18 protein-coding genes and 2 pseudogenes are annotated in these 21,182 nt (G+C 73.2%); 10 read left to right on the top strand and 10 right to left on the bottom strand.

What is annotated here, in order from left to right:
- Positions 1–9: 9 nt before the first annotated feature.
- The 4 genes from JWP64_RS00100 to JWP64_RS00085 all read right to left on the bottom strand — a co-directional run bounded on the left by JWP64_RS00100 (position 10) and on the right by JWP64_RS00085 (position 4,490).
- On the bottom strand, positions 10–1,455 hold the full coding sequence (locus JWP64_RS00100) for a hypothetical protein (protein WP_297490681.1): 1,446 nt from the start codon (positions 1,453–1,455) through the stop codon (positions 10–12).
- A 68-nt stretch (positions 1,456–1,523) separates the two neighbouring features.
- Positions 1,524–2,720, bottom strand: coding sequence for a cytochrome P450 (locus tag JWP64_RS00095; RefSeq protein ID WP_297490678.1), 1,197 nt, complete (start codon positions 2,718–2,720; stop codon positions 1,524–1,526).
- An 11-nt stretch (positions 2,721–2,731) separates the two neighbouring features.
- On the bottom strand, positions 2,732–3,676 hold the full coding sequence (locus JWP64_RS00090; RefSeq protein ID WP_297490676.1) for a PDR/VanB family oxidoreductase: 945 nt from the start codon (positions 3,674–3,676) through the stop codon (positions 2,732–2,734).
- A 70-nt stretch (positions 3,677–3,746) separates the two neighbouring features.
- Entirely contained in the window at positions 3,747–4,490 is a 744-nt protein-coding gene (locus tag JWP64_RS00085; RefSeq protein WP_297490674.1) for an IclR family transcriptional regulator, read from the bottom strand.
- Positions 4,491–4,532: 42 nt separating this feature from the next.
- Between JWP64_RS00085 and JWP64_RS00080 the strand changes: the two genes are divergently transcribed.
- Entirely contained in the window at positions 4,533–5,939 is a 1,407-nt protein-coding gene (locus JWP64_RS00080; protein WP_297490671.1) for a DUF2252 domain-containing protein, read from the top strand.
- A 20-nt stretch (positions 5,940–5,959) separates the two neighbouring features.
- Here the strand turns inward: JWP64_RS00080 and JWP64_RS00075 are convergent, their stop codons facing one another.
- Both JWP64_RS00075 and JWP64_RS00070 read right to left on the bottom strand, forming a co-directional pair.
- Positions 5,960–7,087, bottom strand: coding sequence for a class I SAM-dependent methyltransferase (locus tag JWP64_RS00075; RefSeq protein ID WP_297490669.1), 1,128 nt, complete (start codon positions 7,085–7,087; stop codon positions 5,960–5,962).
- A gap of 11 nt (positions 7,088–7,098) precedes the next feature.
- Positions 7,099–8,358 carry a class I SAM-dependent methyltransferase gene (locus JWP64_RS00070; RefSeq protein ID WP_297490667.1) on the bottom strand — a complete coding sequence of 420 codons (1,260 nt, stop codon included), beginning with the start codon at positions 8,356–8,358 and terminating at the stop codon, positions 7,099–7,101.
- 276 nt (positions 8,359–8,634) lie between these two features.
- On the opposite strand from JWP64_RS00070, the gene JWP64_RS00065 reads away from it, so the two are divergent.
- The 5 genes from JWP64_RS00065 (at position 8,635) to JWP64_RS00045 (ending at position 12,360) form a co-directional block, all read left to right on the top strand.
- Positions 8,635–8,880 (top strand): hypothetical protein, encoded by a 246-nt coding sequence (locus tag JWP64_RS00065; RefSeq protein ID WP_297490664.1) that lies wholly within the window; start codon positions 8,635–8,637, stop codon positions 8,878–8,880.
- Complete coding sequence (locus JWP64_RS00060) at positions 8,867–9,370, top strand: DUF5130 family protein (protein ID WP_297490662.1); 504 nt, start codon at positions 8,867–8,869, stop codon at positions 9,368–9,370. The genes JWP64_RS00065 and JWP64_RS00060 overlap by 14 nt, the downstream gene beginning before the upstream one ends.
- Before the next feature lie 200 nt (positions 9,371–9,570).
- Positions 9,571–10,266, top strand: coding sequence for a response regulator transcription factor (locus JWP64_RS00055; protein WP_297490659.1), 696 nt, complete (start codon positions 9,571–9,573; stop codon positions 10,264–10,266).
- A 97-nt stretch (positions 10,267–10,363) separates the two neighbouring features.
- Positions 10,364–11,857: a HAMP domain-containing sensor histidine kinase gene (locus JWP64_RS00050; protein WP_297490657.1), complete on the top strand. Its 1,494-nt coding sequence runs from the start codon at positions 10,364–10,366 to the stop codon at positions 11,855–11,857.
- Between the two features lie 119 nt (positions 11,858–11,976).
- Entirely contained in the window at positions 11,977–12,360 is a 384-nt protein-coding gene (locus tag JWP64_RS00045) for a hypothetical protein (protein WP_297490654.1), read from the top strand.
- A gap of 66 nt (positions 12,361–12,426) precedes the next feature.
- Here JWP64_RS00045 and JWP64_RS00040 read toward each other — a convergent pair whose 3' ends face one another.
- The 3 genes from JWP64_RS00040 to pepN form a co-directional block, all read right to left on the bottom strand.
- Positions 12,427–13,095, bottom strand: coding sequence for a phosphatase PAP2 family protein (locus JWP64_RS00040; protein WP_297490652.1), 669 nt, complete (start codon positions 13,093–13,095; stop codon positions 12,427–12,429).
- A 55-nt stretch (positions 13,096–13,150) separates the two neighbouring features.
- A complete protein-coding gene (locus JWP64_RS00035; protein WP_297490649.1) occupies positions 13,151–13,909 on the bottom strand; it encodes a hypothetical protein in 759 nt (252 codons plus the stop codon).
- Positions 13,910–14,062: 153 nt separating this feature from the next.
- The gene (gene pepN, locus JWP64_RS00030) at positions 14,063–16,624 is read right to left on the bottom strand and encodes an aminopeptidase N (protein ID WP_297490647.1); all 2,562 of its coding nucleotides are present in this window, start codon (positions 16,622–16,624) and stop codon (positions 14,063–14,065) included.
- A 176-nt stretch (positions 16,625–16,800) separates the two neighbouring features.
- Between pepN and JWP64_RS00025 the strand changes: the two genes are divergently transcribed.
- Entirely contained in the window at positions 16,801–17,430 is a 630-nt protein-coding gene (locus JWP64_RS00025; protein ID WP_297490644.1) for a disulfide bond formation protein DsbA, read from the top strand.
- A gap of 94 nt (positions 17,431–17,524) precedes the next feature.
- Here the strand turns inward: JWP64_RS00025 and JWP64_RS00020 are convergent, their stop codons facing one another.
- On the bottom strand, positions 17,525–17,959 hold the full coding sequence (locus JWP64_RS00020) for a CBS domain-containing protein (protein ID WP_297490642.1): 435 nt from the start codon (positions 17,957–17,959) through the stop codon (positions 17,525–17,527).
- A gap of 309 nt (positions 17,960–18,268) precedes the next feature.
- On the opposite strand from JWP64_RS00020, the pseudogene JWP64_RS00015 reads away from it, so the two are divergent.
- The 3 genes and pseudogenes from JWP64_RS00015 to JWP64_RS00005 form a co-directional block, all read left to right on the top strand.
- A pseudogene (locus tag JWP64_RS00015) lies at positions 18,269–19,666 on the top strand (DUF4038 domain-containing protein); the annotation flags it as partial.
- A 384-nt stretch (positions 19,667–20,050) separates the two neighbouring features.
- Positions 20,051–20,293, top strand: a pseudogene (locus tag JWP64_RS00010) (transglycosylase family protein); the annotation flags it as partial.
- 31 nt (positions 20,294–20,324) lie between these two features.
- A partial coding sequence (locus JWP64_RS00005; protein ID WP_297490639.1) for a serine/threonine-protein kinase occupies positions 20,325–21,182 on the top strand: 858 nt, incomplete at its 3' end.

The raw sequence follows: 21,182 nt of genomic DNA, 5'->3' as shown, positions 1-21,182 counted from the left end.
TCCGGCTGATCAGCTCCTCGCCGGGCTGCGCTCCCCGACCGCGTCCAGCTCCCGCCCCAACGCCCGCTCCGCGGACTCGAACGCCGCCAGCCCGAGCACCTCGGGGGACAGGGCGCGGACCCGGGCGTTCGTGAGCACCGGGTGCTGCTGGGCGAGGCCGACCACGATCCCGTCGACGGCGGCGAGCGTGCGGACCCGCACCCCGTCCGCCTGCTCCGCATCGGCCAGCGCCTTGCCGACGGCCTTGTGCAACGCGTCCGACGGCGAGCGCAGCGGCGTTCCCGCGGCGTCCTCCGGAGACAGCCCGTGCAGCAGCGGGGACCAGCGGTCGTCGAAGTTCTCCAGGTCGAGGGGCAGTAACGACGGAGAGCTGCGCACGGGCGTCCCCCACAGCTCCTCGACCCAGGTCCACTCCGAGTAGAAGCGCCGCTCCGACGCCGCCCGCTCGACCTCCGAGACCGGCGCCTCACCGGGCGACCAACGCGGCGCCGGCGCCGAGTCGTCGAGGACCCGGCGGGCGACGAGGCGGTGGCCGGGTTCGAGGTCGGGTTCGAAGCCAGGGTCGGGGACGGCGTCCGCGGCCGGTTCGTCCTCCTCGAGCGTCTCGTCGTCGGGATCGACCTCCGGAGCGGGAGGAGCCGCGACGCTGACGAGCAGCAGCTCGACCGTCACGCCCACCGCGAGCCCGCTGCCGTCCGTCCGCGTCACGAAGTACCGGGGGCCGCCGGCCGCGACGCCCGCGCCGAGCACCCGGTCCAGCACCCGTCGCAGCTGGAGGATCTCCGCCTGCTGCTGCTGGAACCGGTGCTGGAACCCGAACAGCCAGCCGCGCGTCCGCTCCTCCACCTGCTCGCCGGAGCCGGCGACGAGCTCGCGCACGGACTCGTCGCCCTGCCGGGAACGGCGCACGGCCAGCCATCCGGCCACCGCCGCCGCGAGGAGCGCGAACAGGATCGCGCCGACCGTGACCGGCCCGTTGCCGGCCCACCAGCTCGTCGAGACGGGCTCGGCCGACGGCGCGGGCGGGGGCAGGGGTTCGGGTGTCGCCGGGACGGGCCGCCCGACGCGGGACAGCCCGGTGGCGGCGGCCTGGTTACCGGCGTCGATCCGCAAGGCGGCCTCGTAGGCCTCGACGGCGCCCTGGACGTTCCCCGTCCGCTCGGCCGCCGAGCCGCGCGCGGCCTCGGTGAACGCCTGCTGGTACAGGTCGCCGACCGTCCCCAGGCCGTCGTCCGCGCAGCCGCCCTCGTTCACGGTCTGGGCGCGCGCGTACAGCTCGGCCGCCTGGGCCAGCTGGCCCTGCGGGACGAGCGTGGCGGCCTGGTCGCACAGCGGGGTCGGGGCGGAACAGGCGGAGACCAGGGCGAGCCCGGCCACCAGGGCCCCGACGAGCGCGAGACGCGACGCCCCGCGCGAAGCGCCGACCTGCGCGCGGCGGAGCCGCCGGACATGCATGAGGCCATGCTTCTAGGAAAGGGCCGGGCGAGACAAGTCGCGATGGTGAACGATCCGGGGCCGGTCGATCACGCTCGGTGGACGCGAAGCGGCAGCGACGCCCAGGCCCGGAGGGTGTTGTTGAGGTGCCGTTCGCCGTCGCCGACCTGCTCGATCGACGACACCCGGGCGGCGAGGGCGGTCACCAGCGCCTCCGCCTCGAGTCGCGCGACGTGCTGGCCGACGCACTGGTGCAGCCCCATCCCGAACCCGACGTGCCCGGACGGGTCGCGGGCCAGGTCGAACGCGTCCGGCTCGGCCCAGCGGCGGGGATCGCGGTTGGCGGCGCCGAGGAACATCAGGATCTTGCTGCCGTCCGGGATCACGATCCCGCCGATCTCGACATCGCGTGTCGCGGTCCGGAAGAAGGTCTGCACCGGGGACTGCCAGCGCACCGCCTCGTCGAACGCGACGCGGGCCAGGTCCGGACGCTCGCGGAGACGACGCCACTGCTCGGGATGGGTCGCGAACGCGTGCAGCACCGCCGCGATCCCGTGCACGGTCGTGTCGACGCCCGCGGACAGCAGCGAGCGGACGATCATCGGCGCCTGCTCCGGGGTGATCTCGCCGCGGTCCGAGGCGGCCCAGATCGCGGCGCCGAACCCGTCGCCGGACAGCGCGTCCCGGGCGCACTGCGCGCCGACCCACGCCCCCAGCTCCGCCGCCCGTCCGTTGCCCGCCTCGACCAGGGCGTTCGGCGGGCCGAAGGCGTTGAACAGGTGGTTGCCGTAGGGCAGGAGGTTCTCCCGGCCGTCCGGGCCGAGGCCGACGGCGTCCGGGAAGACGCGGAGCGGGAACGCCTCGGCGAGCGCGGGGACGGCGTCGAACTCGTCGGGGCCGTCGAGCAGTTCGTCCACCAGCCGCTCGGCGTCGGCGAACCACCGCTCGCGCAGCCGGCGCAGCGCCCGGGGCCCGAGGATCCCGGAGAGCACCCGGCGCGGCGCGTCGTGCCGGGGCGGGTCCGCCTCCAGCAGGAGGCTCGGAGGGCGCCAGGGCTTCTCGAACCGGAAGTTCGACAGCCCGACCCCGGCGGCGGACTGCAACCCCTGCCAGTCGACGAGCGCGGCGTGCACCTGCTCGTAGCGGGCGAACGCGTGGACGTCGTGCCGCTTCAGGTGCACGACCGGACCCGCGTCGCGCAGCCAGGCCTGGAACGGGAGGGGATCGGCGAGGACCTCGGGGGAGAAGGGATCGACGGCGGTGGCGGGGATCGTCGCTGTGGTCACGAGGGCTCCTCCTAGAGATCGAGTACGAGGCGGTCGCCGAGGGAGCGGGAGACGCAGACGAACATGCAGTCGCCCGCCGCGCGCTCGGCGTCGTCGAGGATCGAGTCGCGGTGGTCCGGGACGCCGTCCAGGACGTCCGTCTCGCAGGTGCCGCACGTGCCCTGCCGGCAGGACGAGAGCACCTCGACACCCGCCCGCCCGACGGCCTCGAGCACGGACACGTCCGGCGTGACGGTGACCGTCGTGCCGGTCCGGGCCAGCTCGACGTCGAACGGCGCGGAGCGGGCCGGCGCTCCCTGCTCCGGCGCGACGAAGCGCTCGGTCCGCAGCGCGTGCTCGGGCCAGCCGGAGCAGGCCTTCTCCACGGCGTCGAGCAGCGGGCCGGGGCCGCAGCAGTAGACCTTGGTCACCGGGTCGGGCTCGGCGAGCCAGCGGGGCAGGTCGATCAGCCCGAACTCGTCCTGCGGGACGACGTGCACGCGCTCGCCGTACGCCTCGAGCTCGGCCAGGAACGCCATCGACGCCCGGGTGCGGCCACCGTAGACGAGTGTCCAGTCCGCGCCGAGCAGGTCAGCCTGCCGGATCATCGGCAGCAGGGGAGTGATCCCGATGCCGCCCGCGACGAACAGGTAGCGCTCACCCGGGACCAGCGGGAAGTTGTTCCGCGGGCCGCCGACGCCGACGAGGTCGCCGGGCTGAAGCGCGTCGTGCACGTATGCGGAGCCACCGCGCCCGGCGGGTTCGCGCAGCACCCCGACCCGGTAGGTGTGGGCGTCCCAGCGGTCCCCGCAGAGCGAGTACTGGCGGGTGTCGCCGTTCGGGAGGATCAGGTCGACGTGCGCGCCCGGCGCCCAGTCCGGGAGCCGGCCGCCGTCCGGTCTCGCGAGCGTCAGCGTGACGACGCCCTCCGAGGCGGCCGTCTTCTCGATGACCCTGAGCTCCAGCGCTCTCTCCACTGCCGGCCTCCCGTCGTTGGGTGCCGAGAGCATGCGACGCAACGCGGCGGCGTCACCAGCAGAGTTCCATTCAATGAGAGAGAAGGCGGCCGATTCCCCGCGCCGCGGCCCGGAGGGCCGGAACCGCCGCGCGCGCGTGCTCGTCGTTCGGGACGATCGCCGCGACGGCCGCCACCACCTGGGTGTCCGACCGGACCGGAACGGCGATCCCGGTCGCCTCCGGGTGGATGTGGCCCGCGCACAGCACATACCCGTCCCGGCGGATCCCGGCGAGCGTGCCGCGCAGCCGCCCGGGGTCGGTGATCGTGTTCGCCGTGTACCGCGCCAGGGGTGCCGCGAGGACGCGTTCCTGCAGCTCACCGGGGCTGTGCGCGAGCAGGACCAGCCCGGACGACGACGCGTGCAGCGGCAGCCGTCCGGCGATCCGGGTGTAGTTGATGACCGCTCCCGGCGCGGAGAGCCGCTCCACGAACAGCACCTCGTCGCCCTCGAGGACCCCGAGCTGGATGTGGTGGCCGACGACGTCGTGCAGGTCCGCCAGGAACGGCATCGCGGCTTCGCGCAGCCCCAGCGTCGGCGACGCCCGCTGGCCCAGCTCCCACAGCCGCACGCCGACGCGGATGCGGCGGTCCGGCTCCCGCGCGAGCAGCCCGTGTCCGACGAGCTCGGCGATCAGCCGGGACGCCGTCGCGACCGGCAGCCCCGAACGGCGCGCGATCACGGAGACCGGGAGCGCGGGCTCGTCGGGGGAGAAGGCGTCGAGGATGCGGACCGCCCGGGTGAGCACGGACTCCCCGCTGGGAGAACGGGCCATTCCGGCAGTGTGGACGGCCGGCGGGTGGAGTATCAACGCAGGATGCAGCCGCACGTGGTCATCGCGTCCGTGGACCGGCGCGGCTTCGCGTCCCTCTCGGCCCCGGCGACGCCGCGCGCCGAGCGCTACCGGATCGGCAAGGACCTGCGGAAGCGGGCGCCGCGCTCCTCCCTCGGGGACTGGTCGCCGTCGGACCGCACGATCGACTCGGTCGGCTCCGTCGTCGAGACGAACGCGGGCCGGGTCCAGCGGCTCGTCCCGGTGCGGATCGGCCGGATGAGCGTCTCGCCCTACACGTTCCTGCGCGGGGCCGCGGCCCTGCACGCGGCGGACTTCGCCGGCCTGCCCGCCACCGGGATCCAGCCGGTGATCTGCGGCGACGCGCACCTGGCGAACTTCGGTTTCTACGCCTCGCCGGAACGCGACCTGGTCTTCGACCTCAATGACTTCGACGAGGCCCACCCCGGCGCGTGGGAGTGGGACCTGCGCCGGCTCGTCACCAGCGTGTGGGTGGCCGGGCGGGACAACAACGCGTCGGAGGACGACTGCGAGGCGGCCGTCGGCCGCTGCGTCGACGCCTACCGCGGGCACCTGGCGTACCTGGCCGATCAGCCGCTGCTGGCCCGCTCCTACGAGCGGATCGGGGCGGACATGCTGCACGAGCGGGCGCCGAGCGCGTCCACCCGCAAGGCCGTCGACGACGCCGCGCGCCGGGCCAGGAAGCGCACCAGCGACCGCGCGCTCCCGCGGTTCGTGCGGGACTCCGGCGGCGCCCGGGCGCTCGTCGCGGAGCCACCGCTCATCACCCGGCCCGACGACGCCCAGTACGAGCGGATCACCGTCGCGCTCGATGCCTATCTCGAGACGCTGCCGCCGCACTGGGCGCGGGTCGTCGGCGGGTACCGGGTGGTGGACATCGCGCACAAGGTCGTCGGCGTCGGGTCGGTGGGCCTGCGGGCCTACATCGCGCTGTGCGAGGGCTCCGGTCCGGACGACGTGCTGTTCCTGCAGCTCAAGGAGGCCCGGCGGTCCGTCGTCGCGCCGTACGTGCACGGTGACGATGCGTGGCACGCCCACCAGGGACAGCGGGTCGTGGAGTACCAGCAGGCCCTGCAGACCGTCTCGGACCCGTTGCTGGGCTGGACGACGGTCGGGCGGCGGCAGTACTACGTGCGCCAGTTCCGGGACATGAAGGGTGCAATCGTCCTCGACGGGATCGGGACCGAGGCGCTGGCGGACTATGCGGCGGTCTGCGGGCTGCTGCTGGCCAAGGGGCACGCCCGCACGAGCGGGGCGTCGATGATCTCAGGTTACCTGGGCGGGGGCGGGAAGGCCCGGACCGCGTTGTGCCGGTTCGCGAAGGCCTATGCGGACCAGACGGAGCGGGACCACGAGGCGTTGCTCGGGGCGATCCGGCGCGGGGAGTTGCCGTGCGAGCCCGGGGTGTGACCGTATGCGGCCCTGAGCGGCTACCCGGCGGAGCCGGTCATCTCCTCCGCCACGACCCAGCGGCCTCCGTTCGCCTCGATCTCCGGCATCGCCTTGCGGACCTCGGGCAGCAGGTCCGGCACGAACAGGACGACGGTGTCGGGCTTCGCGGCCACCAGCTCGTCCGGGGAGATGATCGGGATCTCGCTCCCCGGCAGCCGGCGGCCGGCCTTGGCCTCGGCGGCGTCCGCGATGTGCGACATGAGCCCCGGGCCGATCCCCGCCCGGTTCAGCAGGGCGACGGAGCGGGACGCGGCGCTGTAGCCCAGCGTGGTGCGGCCCGCCGCCTTCTCCGCGGCGACGAACCGGTGCAGCTCGTCCGCGGTCGCGGAGCAGGCTTCCTGCAGGGTTCGCGCGGCCGCGGGATCGAGCACCCCGACGGCCTTCTCGCCCTCGACGATCCGGGCGACGGCCTCGTCCGGCACCCCGCCCCGCCGGGCGGCGAGCAGCACGGTGCCGCCGTAGAGCGAGTAGCGGAACGCGGTGACCGGGGTGAGGCCCACGCTCGCCAGCATCGTGACGAGCGCCGGCGTGGAGTAGTAGGCGTAGTGGCCGTGCCGCAGCGCGTTCCACTGCCCGTGCTCGATGATCGCGCGGAACGAGTGGAACTGGAACAGCAGCACGCCGTCCGGGGCGAGCCGGTCCACGCGCTCGCGCAGGGCCGCGGCCTGGTCCGCGTCGTGCATCATCCCGATGTTGTCGATGATCACGTCCGCCTGCTGTCCGCTCGCCGCGGGCGTGAGCCCGCGCTCGAGCAGCACGTCCATCCAGTCACCGCCGTGCGGGCTGCCGTACTCGAAGACGACCTTGCCCGGTGCGAGCAGGCCGGCACCGGCCATGTCCGCGACGGCCTCCTTCGCCTGCTCGATCCAGGCGTCCGGCTCCTTGCCCCGCGGCTCCTCGGGCACCGTCGGGTCCTCGATCAGCTGGGCGAGCCCGCAGCCGCCGCAGAGCCACATGCGCAGCGGGTGGACCGGGTCCGGGCCCGGCTCCGTGACGAGGGGGAACAGGTCGCTGGCCGGCTGCAGCCCGGCGTCGAGCACGAGCTCGCCGTCGGAGGAGCGGCAGAACCGGCACGAGACGGTGCCGGTCAGGTCTGGCTCGGTCATGGCGGCAGTGTTCACCCCACGACCTGCGGGCTCGGGACCGGCACGATGAACCTGCCGCCCGCCTGACGATACGCCTCCTGCTGCCGCATGATCTCCTTCTTGAAGTTCCAGGCGAGCAGCAGCACGTAGTCCGGCCGGCGTTCCATCAGCTCCGCGGGGTCGAGTACCGGGATCCGCGCGCCGGGGAGGAGCTTGCCCTGCTTGTGGGTGTTGACGTCCACCACGAAGTCGATGACGTTCGCGCCGATGCCCGTGGAGTTCAGCAGCGTCGCGCCCTTGGCCGCGGCGCCGTAGGCGGCGATCGACTTGCCCTGGGCCCGGAGCTCGCGCAGGAGCGACGCCAGCCGGGTCTGGTTGGCGGCGACCCGGGCGCCGAAGTCCGCGTAGGCCGCGAAGTCGTCCAGGCCGAGGGCGTACTCCTCGTCGAGGTGACGGAGCGCGCGCTCGGTCGGGGTGCCCGTCCGGCCCGCGGTCCAGCGGAGGGTGCCGCCGTGCAGGTCCGGATAGAGCTCCACGTCGAGCAGGTTCAGACCGTGCCGGGCGAAGAGCTTCTGCACCGCGATCGTGGAGAAGTAGCAGAAGTGCTCGTGGTAGACGGTGTCGAACTCGCAATGCTCCAACAGGTAACGGACGCCCGGATTCTCGACCTGGACGATGCCGTCGTCCGCGACGAGGGCGGCCATTCCTGCGACGAAACCGTTGAGGTCCGGGACGTGGGCCATCACGTTGTTCGCGATGATCACGTCCGCTGCGCCGTGCTCCTTGCGGATCCGGGCGCCGGTGTCCGCGCCAAAGAACTCCTGGAGCGTGGGGATGCCGGCCTCGCGGGCGGCGGCGGCCGGCCCGGGGGTCGGCTCCACCCCGAGCACCGGGACGCCGTGCTCGACGAACCGTCGGAGCAGGTAGCCGTCGTTGCTCGCGAGCTCCACGACGAACGACCCGGCGCCGAGCCCGCGCTCCTCCACGACCGAGTCGACGTGCTGCGCCGAGTGCGTGACGAGGGCGTCGATGAAGGACGAGTAGTAGGGGTAGTTCGCGTCGAACATCGCCTCGGCGGGGAGCTCGTGGGTCAGCTGCACCAGGGAGCACGACGGGCAGAAGCCGACGGCCAGCGGGTACGACGGATCGGGTGTGGCGGACCGGGCCGGCTCGACGAGTGCGTTGGCGATCGGCGTCGCACCCAGGGAGAGGAACTCCCGCACCCCGGGCGTTCCGCAGGCGCGGCAGGCCGACACGCTCGCCGATGTCGTGCTCTGCTGTGGAATCCGCACTGTGGACATCCTTTCCCCGAGCACATCGTTCTGGGTCATTCCCCGCCCTTCGATCGCGCCGATTCGCGGCACCGTATGCCTGGCATTCGAGGTCGGGGCAAGCAGTGTTACGACGTTTGGTCCGATTTGAAGCGCAAAGCCCGAAAGATCCCCGCTGCGGGGTCAGGGTGCGAGGTGACACGGAGGATGCCGGTCGGCACGCCCCGCAGCCCCCACGTGAGCGACGTCCCCTCGCCCGAGAGGCAATCACGCCGATCGATCCGCTAGGTTTCCCACGTGAGCGTGGTGGAGACGGTGCTGACCCTCGTGTTGCCGCCGGTGGTGCTGTACGCGGCGGTCGCGTTGCTCGTGATGGCGCCGAAGAAGTCCAAGCGGCCCCGGTATCGCACCGGGCAGCCGTGGCCGCACGAGCCGCTGTTCTGGACGGCCAACCCGGAGGGCGCCCACCTGCCCGCCCACTCCGGCGCCCACGCGTCCGGTATCGCTTCTGGCCCCAAGGGAGGCGCTCGTGGCCACTGGTGAGCACAACACCCTGGCGACGGCGCAGGACGCGGATCCCGCCGATCTGCCCGAGGGCGCGGTCATCACGTCCTCCGGGCGGGTGTCGGCCGCCGAGAACTTCTCGGACGAGACGGACGCGGTCGACCAGCCCTTCACGCCCGTCCAGCTGGCCCGCCTCGACGAGGCGCTCACGCTGGCGAGCCGGGACACGGGCCTGAACTTCGCGATCTATCTGGGTGATCTCGGGGACGACCCGGAGAAGCGCTCGTCGGAGCTGCACGACTCGCTGGACGATCCCGCCGAGGCGGTGCTCGTCGCGGTGAGCCCCGGCCAGCGCGTCGTCGAGGTCGTCACCGGCACCGAGGCGCACACCCGGCTGCCGGACCGCGGCGCGAAGCTCGCCGTGATGAGCATGGTGGCCTCCTTCAAGGAGAGCGACCTGCTGGGCGGGCTGCTCAGCGGGCTGCGGATGCTCGCGGACCAGGCGGGCGGACGGCGCCGCTCCTCCTGAGCAGAGGGCTCGCGGCGTCACCCACACACGCATCCGGCACCAGTGCCGGACGCGACCTTGTGGGTAAGCCATATGGTGTAAAGGACCTGGTCGCCTGTACGGTTTCCCGACGATGTGCCACCCGCACCGCTCGCCGGGCGATCGTTGTCCGCACGTGACCGGCCGACGTCGGACCATTGACGGGACTCATGACTGATCGCATGCCGTCACGCTCTCCGGAGCAGTCGCCCCGGGGCTCCGGCATGCCCGTGCTCGTCGTGGACGACCACGAGCTCGTCGCCACCTCGATCGTGATGAGCCTGCGCGCCGAGGGCGTGGCCACCCATCTCTGCACGGCCCGCGGGATCGCGCCGATCCTCGCCGAGGCGGAGAGGCTGGAGCCCGGGCTGGTCCTGCTGGACCTCGACCTGGGCCGGGACCGCGAGGGCAACCGGGTGGACGGGGTGGACCTCGTCGGCCCGTTCATGGCCGCCGGCTGGCAGGTGCTCGTCCTCTCCGGCAGCGCGGACCACGCCCGGATCGGGGCGGCGCTCGACGCCGGCGCCCTGGCCTGGGTGCCGAAGCACGCCCCGTTCCCGACGCTCCTCACGTCCGTCCGGGAGGCCGTCGCGGGCCGCCCCGTGATGTCCCCGGAGCGCCGGCAGAAGTTCATCGACCTCTACCACCAGCGGGACGCCGAGAGCCGGGTGCTCACCGAGAAGCTCGACCGGCTCACCCAGCGCGAGCGCGAGGTGCTGGCCGAGCTGGCCCGCGGCCGCCGCGCCCAGGCCGTCGCGGACCACTTCGTCGTGTCGCTCGCGACCGTCCGCACGCAGATCCGCGCGGTGCTGACGAAGCTCGAGGTCGGCTCGCAGCTCGAGGCGGTCGCCCTTTACCGCAGGGCGACGCGCTCCTGACGGCTCGCGGGCGCGGCACCCACTCCCCGGTGGACCGGTTCACCTAGGATTCACCTCGGTCCGTCTCGGGTGGACGGTGCGGGGAGGGGGTCCCGGCATGGTCACTGGTGCCACGAGCGCCTCTGGGAGGCTGCGCCGCGCCCGGTTCACGTCGCGGCTCGTGGTCGACGTCGTCGTGGTGCTCGGTGTCGCGCTCGTCACGGGTGGCCTGGCGCGCTCGATGACCGTCATGCAGTGGGTGCCCGGAACTCGCACCCAGGACATCCTGACGCTGGTCGCGGCCGCGATCGGCGCCGGCGCCGCGATCCTCGCGTTCATGGGGTCCCGGGTGCTCACCGATCCCCGCCCGGCCTGGTTCTCGGCCGCGCTCACGATGTACTGCCTCGTCGTCCTGCCCTGGACGGTCAGCGCGTTGGCCGCCCAGCAGTCGCCGGGAATGCGGCTGTCCCGCCTCGTCGCCTATGCGACCGCACTCGCCCTGTTCGCCCTGGCCCTGCGCCCGCCGCGGCGGCTGGGGATGTGGGGCGGCTGGGTGATCCTGCTGGTCGGCGGCCTCCTCGCCACCGCGGCGCTGCGCCTCGTGCAGTGGACGGGCCCGGTGGCGACGATCGTCGCGAGCACCCTGGCCACGGTCGTCGTCCTGGCGGGCTGGGTGGCGGTGGCCGTGCTCTACGTCATCGACGCGTTCCGCCGGCAGAGCACGCCGCGCGCCCGGATCGGGCTCGGCCTGGTCGTGCTCGCGGCCGGGCAGCTGTACCGCGTGGTCGCGGGTGCGCCGCAGGACCTCGTGTTCCCCGTGCTGCGCGTCGTGGGCCTCGTGGTGATCATGATCGGTCTGCTGCAGCTCGTGCAGCGCTCGCTGGGGGACCTGCACAGCCAGAACTACGAGCAGCAGGAGGAGCTGTCCGAGGCCGCGCTGCACATGGAGCGCGCCATGTCGGTCGCCGCCGAACGCAACCACGAGCTGCGCAACGGCCTCGCGGGCCTCGCCGGGGTCACCCACCTGCTCAGCGCGGAGAGCGGGGGCGCGGACCACGCCCGGCTGCGCCAGGCGGTCCTGGCCGAGCTCAGCAGGCTGCACACCATCCTGGACGGCTCGGCGGACGCGGCGGACGAGCTCGCCGAGCCGGAGGACTACCTCGTCGAACCCATGCTCGACGGGCTGGTGCGGCTGCGCCGGGCCCGTGGCGGGGAGGTCTCGCTCGTGGTGCAGAACGGTCTGCGCGCGCGGGGTGACTCGGCCGTCCTCGCCCAGGTGGTGACGAACCTGCTGGCCAACTGCGAGCGGCACGCCCCGGGTGCGCCGGTCGCGATCCGGGCCGTCGAGGACGGGGGGAAGGCCCTCATCGAGGTCCGGGACCAGGGTCCCGGCCTGCCGGCCGGCGCCGAGGAGGAGGTGCTGCGCCGCGGGGCCCGGGACGAGAGCGCGGGCGGCACGGGGTTGGGGCTCTACATCTCCGCTCAGCTGCTCGAGGGACAGCGGGGCTCGCTCGCCCTCCGATCGGTGCACGATCCGGCCGGCTGTGTCGCCACTGTCACCCTTCCGGCCGTCGACGCCACACTTCCGGTCAGCGATCCTCTGTCGCGGTGACGCAACCTACCCAACGGGATGTCATCATCACCTTCGGTGATTCCCCTCCGGTGTGAGGGGAACGCATACTGTCGCTGAGCCGTCGGACGATGAACGGTTCTCCGAGGAGAGGAGCCCACATGGGTGAGACGGAGAAGCGACCCGGCGGCCGTTCGGGCGCGCGGAGGTCCACCTCGCCGGTCCTGACCCCGCCGACGGGCATTCCCTCGCTGGACGACCTGGGGCTGAGCCTTCCGGCCCAGCGCGCCTCCGAGCAGATCGCCCCGGAGCAGATCGGTGCGGCTCCGGCGGCAGACGCGCCGCAGGCCCCGACCACCCCGCCTGTCGCGCCGCGGACACCGGTGAGCACCCGTACCTGCACGTGCGGGCACGAGCCGGACGCGCACGAGCACTACCGCCCGGGTGCGGACTGCGCCTTCTGCGGCCGCGAGGCCTGTGCCAGGTACCGCCCTCGCGGCGGTGCCGCGACCCGGCTGATGCGGAAGTTCGGCCTCAAGGCCTGACGCCGCACCACGAACGACGAGGGCCCGGTCCGCACTTCGCGGACCGGGCCCTCGCACGTCGGGACGCTACAACGAGGTGGTGTGGCGGCCGGCGCGGACCGCCGCCAGCCGTTCCAACAGGAGCGCACAGCTCAGCACGATCGCGACCGCGGCGCAGAAGCCGCCGAGGGTGTCCGTGGGGTAGTGCGACCCGATCACCACCATCGACGCGCCGATGGTCCCGCCCGCCACCAGCGTCACCGTGCCGACGAGGGCCATGGACAACCGCCGCCCCGGATTGAGCAGGCTGACCAGCAACAACGCCACCACCAATGCGATCGAGGTGGCGCCGCCGGTGTGGCCGCTCGGAAACGCGAAGCCGCCCTCGATGGTCCGGCCGACGGTGGGCTTGAGGAACGTCGTCGCCAGCCCGGTCAGGCCCGGCCCGACGATGGCGAGGATCGCCAGCCGCCGACGGCCGAGGGCGAAACAGACCCCGGCCAGCACCACGCCGGCGATCACGACGAACGGCGGCGAGCCGAACGTCGTGAGCCGGCCGAAGACCCAGCGGTGCGCGCCGCCGAGGGAGTCCACGAGGTTCTCGGCGTGCCAGTCCACCCGGCCCGCCCGCCCGTCCCCGGCGTACCGGGCGGCCAGCACGCCGAACACCACGACCGCGACGCCGACGACCGCCATCGCCGGCCGGCGGAGCGCATCGGGCAGGGCGGCGCGCACGTCAGGGCTCGGGGTCGTCACCTCGCCCAGGCTACCGACATCCGGGGCGATCGGCCGAGGTCCCGCGCATCGGCCGTCAGCCCGCGATACAGCGCCCGTTCGAGTAGAGCGGCGTGGTGTCCACCGCGCGCCCGGCCGGCGGGTCGATCTCGATCGTCACGTTACCGCCCGGGGTCAGGGCCGCCTCGCAGTCCTCCACTCCGCTGTCCGTGGCCCCGCCGGCGTAGAGGTCGATCCAGAAGGAGCCCGACCCCAGGCAGGAGGCGCACTGGTCCTCCATCACGAAGTACCTGCGGAGCGGCGGGTAGTAGATCCGCGTGCCGGGCGCGATCTGGTCGGCGTCCGAGGCCATGGTGACGGGGTCCGCGAAGGTGCCCGTGCCGCCGGCCTCGGAGTGCACGCTCGGGTAGGCGATCTGGGTGCTGCCGGCGGGATCGTTGTCGTAGGCCGCGTAGAACGTGACCTTCGCGCCCATCAGGCGGCCCACGGGGCCGGTGGCGCCGCTTCCCGACGTCCCGGCGCCGGCCTGCCCGCCTCCGGCCCCCGGGGAGCGGGTGCCGGTCCCCGGGGCCGGCGCGGCGGTCGTGGGGGGAGTCCGGGTGCTCGCCTCGTAGGCGGAGCGCATGACGTTCGCGGCGGCGCCGGAAACCGGGTCGGCCGACGGGACGGCGGTGGCCGTCGTCGGTGCGGGCGCCGCGACGGTCGGGGCGGGCGCGACGAGCGCCGCGTCCGGGACCGGCGCGCCGCACGCGGCGAGGAACAGGGACAGCAGGAGGCACGGCGCGCCGAGTCTGAAGGCGGGGGCCGGGCGCAGGGAGCGGGGAAGCGGGCGCACGATCAGGTGGTCTCCGGGTCTTCCGGACGATCGACGTCCCCGAACGGCGGTCGCGCAGCGTGAGTGCGGCCAGTGTGCCATGACTTCCGGATCGTCCGGAAGCGGGATCACCGCTCCCGGACGTGACGCTGCGTGAGATCGGCGACGGCAGCGTCAGCTCGCGTCGAACTCCCGCGCCGCCAGGGCCCGGACGATGCCCGCCCGTCCCTCGGTGACGAGACGGCGCAGGGCCGGCGGGTGCGACTCGTCGGCGAGCCACACGTCCGCCGCCTCGACGGTCGAGCGCTCCACGGCCCACGACGGGAACAGGCCGAGCACCACGCTCTGCGCCCGCTCGGACGTCCGGCGCGCCCACACGTCCGCGACCTCGGCGAAGTACTTCTCGACGTACTCGCCGAGCAGGTGCCGCTGCGCCGGGTGGCTGAAGCCGCCGATGATCGCCTCGTTGACGGCGTTGGGCAGCTCGTCGTCGTGCACCGCGCGGTCCCAGGCCCGGGCCTTCGCCTCGGGCGTCGGGACCAGCGACCGGGCCCGCTCGGCCTGCCGGTTGCCGGCGGCCGTCGGGTCCCGCTGCAGCTCGGCGTCGATCTCCGCCTCGCCGGCCTTGCCGTGGGCGACGAGCGCCTGCAGCAGCCGCCACCGCAGGTCCGTGTCCACCGTCAGGCCCTCCGGGACGTCCGTCCCGGCCAGCCAGCCCTTCATCTGCTCCAGCGTCCCGTCCGGGAGCACGCTGCCGGCGAGGGAGTTGACGACGGCGAGCTGGGCGTCCGAGCCGGGCGGGGCGGTGTCCAGGCGGAAGCGCAGGGCGTCGGTGAGCAGCGGCCAGCCCCGCTCCGCCGCCCAGTTCCCGCCCACGTAGGAGGCGGTGGCCGTCTGGGCCTGCAGCAGCAGCCGCTGCACGACGCCGATCTCGGTCTCCGAGCCGAACCCGCCCGCGACGAGCGTGACGAAGTCCCGCGCCTTGAGCTCGGCCTCGCGGGTCATCTCCCACGCCGCGGACCAGCACAGCGTGCGGGGGAGCGGATCGGCGATGTCCCCGATCCGGTCCACGAGCGTCGCGAGCGAATCCGGGTCCAGGCGTAGCGCGCAGTAGGTGAGGTCGTCGTCGTTGACCAGCACCAGCTTGCCGCGGGGCACCCCGACGAGGGCCTCGACCGCGGTCCGCTCACCCGTCACGTCGACCTCGACGCGGTGCGTCCGGACCAGCTTGCCGGCGGCGTCCCCGTCCTCCGCGTCGTCGTAGACGCCGACGGCCACGCGGTGCGTCCGCAGCTCACCGGCACCCGGCCGGGCCCCGCCCTGGACCACCTCGAACGAGGTGAAGGTGCCGTCCGCGGCGACCTCGAAGGAGGGCCGCAGCAGGTTCAGCCCCGTGGTACGCAGCCACTGCGCGCCCCAGTCCGAGAGGTCCCGGCCGGACGCCTTCTCCAGCGAGCTCAGCAGGTCGTCGAAGGTGGCGTTGCCCCACTTGTGGGCCTCGAAGTAGTCCCGCAGCCCGGCGAGGAACGGCTCGAGCCCGACGTAGGCGACGAGCTGCTTGAGCACCGAGGCGCCCTTGGCGTAGGTGATGCCGTCGAAGTTGACCTCGACGGCCTGCAGGTCCGGGATGTCCGCGGCGATCGGGTGCGTCGACGGGAGCTGGTCCTGGCGGTAGGCCCAGGACTTCTCGACGTTCGCGAACGTCGTCCAGGCCTCCTTGTACTCGGTGGCCTCGGACTGGCAGAGCACGGAGGCGAAGGTGGCGAAGGACTCGTTGAGCCACAGGTCGTCCCACCAGCGCATCGTCTCGAGGTCGCCGAACCACATGTGCGCCATCTCGTGCAGGATCGTCTCGGCGCGGCGCTCGTAGGCCGAGCGGGTCACGCGGGACCGGAAGACGTAGTCCTCGAGGAACGTCACCGCGCCGGCGTTCTCCATCGCGCCCGCGTTGAACTCCGGCACGAAGAGCTGGTCGTACTTGCCGAACGGGTACCGGACGCCGAAGTTGCGGTGGTAGAAGTCGAAGCCCTGCTTCGTCTCGGTGAAGATCCGCTCCGCGTCCATGTGCTCGGCGAGCGACGCGCGGCAGTAGATGCCCAGCGGGATGCCGTCGTGCTCGTCGCGCCACTCGGCGTACGGGCCCGCGATCAGGGCGACCAGGTACGTCGAGAGGATCTCGGTCTCGGCGAAGCGGTGGATCGTCGCGACCTCGCCGGCCTCGACCTCGGCGAGGGAGTTGGAGACGACCTTCCAGTCGTGGGGTGCGGTCACGGTGAGCGTGTACCGCGCCTTGAGGTCCGGCTGGTCGAAGCAGGGGAAGAGCCGCTTCGCGTCCGCCGTCTCGAACTGGGAGTAGAGGTAGACACTCTCGTCGACCGGGTCGACGAAGCGGTGCAGGCCCTCACCGGTGTTCATGTACGCGCCGGCCGCCACGATCGTCAGCGTGTTCTGCGCGTGCAGGCCGGGCAGCGCGATGCCGTCCTCCTCGCGGTACCCGGAGACGTCCAGGACGACGCCGTTCAGCGTGGCCGACACGACCTCGGGGCCGACGAAATCGATCCAGCTGTCCGCCCCGGGTTCCCGGCAGGAGAACTCGACGGTCGTGGTGCTGGCGAAGATCGCGTCCCCGGGCCCGCCGGAGCCGTCCGTGAGGTCGAGGTCGACGACGTAGCTGGACACCTCGAGCAGCGCCGCCCGCTGCTCGGCGTCGGTACGGGTCAGGTTGGGCGGGGCCATGGGCTCGGGTGCGTCCTCTCGGAAAAGCGGGAGCTGATGGGCAACGTCTGGCATCCAATCACGTGTGCCCCGTACCCGCCCCGGCATTCGCACGGCAGGGGGGAACACGCCCCGGACATCACTGGTTGTGCGCTGTGGTGGTACCCCCACTCGAGTCCCCGACGAACGGAGCACCCGTGACCAGCACGGAGAACACGAAGGCCACCGAGGTCGACATCTGGTTCGACCCGCTGTGTCCCTGGGCGTGGCTGACGTCGCGCTGGATCCTCGAGGTGGAGAAGGTCCGGGACATCGACCTGAACTTCCACGTCATGAGCCTGTCGGTGCTCAACTCCGGGCGCGACGACCTGCCGGAGCGGTACCGGGAGCTGATGGACAAGGGTTACGGGCCGGTCCGCGTCTGCATCGCCGCGGCCGAGGCCCACGGCCAGGAGATCCTGAGCCCGCTCTACACCGCGATGGGCGAGCGCATCCACAACGGCGGCAACAAGGACTTCGACGTCGTCATCAAGGAGGCGCTGGCGGAGCTGGACCTGCCCGCGTCGCTCGCCGAGGCCGCGACCTCCACCGAGTTCGACGAGAAGCTGAAGGCCAGCCACCACGCGGGGATGGACCCGGTCGGCATGGACGTCGGCACGCCGGTCCTGCACGTCGACGGCGTGGCCTACTTCGGCCCCGTCATCTCGAAGGTGCCGCACGGCGAGGACGCCGGGAAGGTCTTCGACGGTGCGCGCCTGCTCGCCGGGTGGCCGCACTTCTTCGAGCTCAAGCGGACCCGTACCGAGGACCCGGACTTCGATTACTGAGCATTCTTGCCAGTGCACGAACGGCGCTGTCGGTCAGTGTTCACCGGCAGCGCCGTTCGTGATACCGGACATTGTGCCGAAAGGCGGCCGCTCCTCAGTGGGCCGCGATCCAGCCGTCCCGCAGGACCCCCGTCTCGAGCTCGAGATCCCGCAGCCGGCTCTTCACCAGGTCCCCGATGCTGACGATCCCGACGAGCTGCCCGGCGTCGACGACCGGGAGGTGCCGGTAGCGCCCCTGGGTCATGCGCTGCAACGCGCGGATCACGGACTCGCCGGGCGAGACGGTGACGATGTACTTGGTCATCACGCTCTCCACCTGCTGGTTCAACAGGTCGGGGCCACGCCGCGCGAGCTCGCGGACCAGGTCCCGCTCGGAGAGGATGCCGAGCACCGCGTGCGTGGAGTCGTTCACCACGAGGGCCCCGATGTGAAACCGGTTCAGCTGCTGGACGGCGTCCGCCACGGTCGCCCAGGGCAGGATCGTGTGGACCGTTCGTCCCTTGGTGCCGACGACGTCCGCAATGGTCATTGGAGTTCCTCCGAGAATCCGCCTGCTCGTGCTCGCCCGATCAATGATGCTCCCGTTCGGCGGAAAAAGATCCCGTCGGTTCGGGGGGATCATCGACTCGGGGTCGAGGTCCTGCCGGCGGCGGCGGACGTCCCGGCTCGGCGGGGCCCCTGCGGCCGGGGCGAGGACGTCCACGCGCGGTGATCGACGGCCGAGCGCGCACGACCCGCCCCGCACCGGGGCCATCGAGCGTTCACGATCGCAACCGGTTCTCCCGAACGCCCACGGAGATCGGCGGCGCGCTGTGATCGTCCGGCCGTGCGGATTCGGATGCAGGTGGCGGGCGCGGTCCTCGCCGTGGTCGCGGTGGCGGCGGCGGTGCTCGCCGTCACGACCACGCGGGCGCCGCGGGCGGGACTGATCACGGTCGACGGGCACTACTTCGCCCGCGCGGACGGCGAGCCGTTCTACTGGCTCGCGGACACCGCCTGGGACCTCGTCACCGACCTGAGTACCGAGGAGGCCGAGCAGTACCTCGACACCCGTGCCGAGCAGGGCTTCACCGTCGTCCGAGCCGGGCTGATCATGCCGGGTGCCGCCCGCGACCGCTACGGCGACGCCGCCTACGCGGGCCACCTGGGCGCGCTCGCCACCACTGCGGGGGCGGACCCGGACGACCCGGCGCAGTACGACTTCTGGGACCACGTGGACGCGATCGTCGGGGCCGCCCAGCAGCGCGGGATCTCCCTCGCGCTCGCCCCGGTCTGGGCGGACGGCCAGGCCGGCAGCCTCGTCACGCAGGACAACGCCCGCGCGTACGGCACGTTCCTCGGGCGGCGCTACGGCGCGTCGCCGGTGTCCTGGCTCCTCGGCGGGGACGCGACGGCCGACTCGGACGGCATCTGGCGCGAGCTCGCGGGCGGCCTGCGGTCCGGCGGTAGCCAGGGCCTGATCGGCCACCTGCCCCGCGCCGGCGGCAGCACTCCGGCGGACGGCCCCTACGACTTCCGCACGGCCGCGGACGACGGGTGCGCCGCGGGGGGCCGCGAAGACCGGATCGCCGCCGGCCGGTCGTCGCGGACCTCCGACGGCGAGGCGGTACCGGTTCTCGGCGCCGGGTCGCGGGCCGGGAGCGCCGGCGGGTGCTCGACCGCGGGCTCGAACGGAACCGACACGGGTAGCAGGACCGGCGCCGACGACGCTGCGCCCGGAGACCCCGCGACCGCGGAACCCGGGACCGGAGACCCCACGAGCGGCGACGAGCCCGGAGACACCGGCAGTGCCCTCGGCGTCCGGCGCCAGGCCTGGCAGGACGCCCTCGCCGGGGCCGCCGGCACCACCTACGCCGGCGCCTCCGCCGAGCGCTCCGGGGCCGGCGAGGACGCGCCCGACGACGAGGCCGCGGCTCAGCTGGGTCACCTCCGCGCGCTGATGGAGTCGCGCCCCTACCGAACCCTGGAGCCCGCGGACGAGGCCCTGGGCGGCACCGGGGGCTCGGGCGCGAACCGCATCTCGGGCTCGCTGGCGTCCGACGGGTCGTTCCTCGTCGCATACACCCCGGCGGGCCAGGACGTCACGGTCGACCTGGACATGCTCGCCGGCGAGGAGGTCCGCCCCGCCTGGTTCGACCCGCGCTCCGGGGACGTCCTGCCCGTCGAGCCGCTGCCCAGCGCCGGCACGGCCCGGTTCGAGGCGCCCACCGGCACCGGCGGCGAGCAGGACTGGGTTCTCGTCCTCGACGATCTGGACGCGGGCTACGGCGAGCCCGGCCGGGACGTCCGGGAGGCCCCGGACGACACGAGCGGCCTGCCGATCGTGGAGGGCCCCACGGGCGAGCGAAGCAGGCGCACGGACAGCCCGCGCCCGGCCGACGACGAGCCCACCACCGCCCCCGAGCCGACCCGACCGGAGACATCACCCACACCGAAACCCGTCACCGCGGGTGACGTCCTCGACGACGCGTCCGCCGCCGTCTCCCGCGTTCCGACGCCGGCACCCACCCCTGACCGGGCGCCGGAACCCGCGAAGCCGGCCGAACCGGCGAAACCCGCCGAACCCGCGCCGCCGGCCCATGCGCGGCCTGCCCGGCCGGCGGCACCCGCGTCGGGGTCCTGGGACACCCTCGCCACCTGCGAATCGAGCGGGAACTGGGCGATCAACACCGGCAACGGTTACTACGGCGGGCTGCAGTTCGACTCGGGAACCTGGTCGGACTTCGGCGGCACCGAGTTCGCGGCGCGGGCGGACCAGGCGACCAAGGAGGAGCAGATCTCGGTCGCCACCCGGGTGCGCGACGCCCGAGGGGGTTACGGATCGTGGCCTGCCTGCGCGAAGAAGCTGGGCCTGCCCCGGTGATGATCGCGGGGGTTCCCTATCCTGGGCAGTCATGACCCCGTCCGACCCTGACCCGATCCGGATCGGGAACCGTTACCGCCTCGACGAACGCATCGGGGCGGGGGCGATGGGTGCCGTCTGGCGGGGCACCGACGAGCTGCTCAACCGGTCCGTCGCGGTCAAGGAACTGCTGGCCGCGGCCGCGAACGGGATCGCCGGCAACGGCGCGGACGCGATCGAGGAGTCCCGCCAGCGCATCCTGCGCGAGGGCCGCATCGGCGCCCGCCTCCAGCACGCCCACGTGATCAGCATGTTCGACGTCGTGGTCCACGACGAACGGCCCTGGCTGATCATGGAGTACCTGCCGTCGAGCTCGCTCGCGGCCGTGCTCACGGAGAAGGGGCCGATGGATCCCGTGGACGCGGCGGCGATCGGTCAGCAGGTCGCGGACGGGCTCGCCGCCGCGCACGCCGCGGGGGTGGTGCACCGGGACATCAAACCCGGCAACGTGCTGATCGCCGAGGACGGCCGCGCGAAGATCACGGACTTCGGCGTCTCCCGCGCGGTCGACGACGTGCAGCTCACCCGCACCGGCATGATCGCCGGCACCCCGGCGTTCCTCGCGCCGGAGGTCGCCCGCGGCCAGGAGCCCACCTCCGCCTCGGACGTGTTCGCCCTCGGGGCGACGCTCTACGCCGCGGTGGAGGGCGAGCCGCCCTTCGGCCTCGACGACAACCCCTACGCGCTGCTGCACAAGGTCGCGACCGGCGCGGTCCGCCCGCCGCAGTCCGCCGGCCCGCTGACGGCGCTGCTCATGCGCCTGCTGAGCAACCTGCCCGAGGACCGGCCCACCGCCTCGCAGACGCGCGAGGCCCTCGCGGCCATCGCCGCCGGGCGCTCGGCCGCCGGC

It is taken from the genome of Pseudonocardia sp. (assembly GCF_025465255.1).
GTDB lineage: Bacteria > Actinomycetota > Actinomycetes > Mycobacteriales > Pseudonocardiaceae > Pseudonocardia.
The sequence above is the reverse complement of the archived record's forward strand: the minus strand, read 5'-3'. Positions and strand labels throughout refer to the sequence as shown.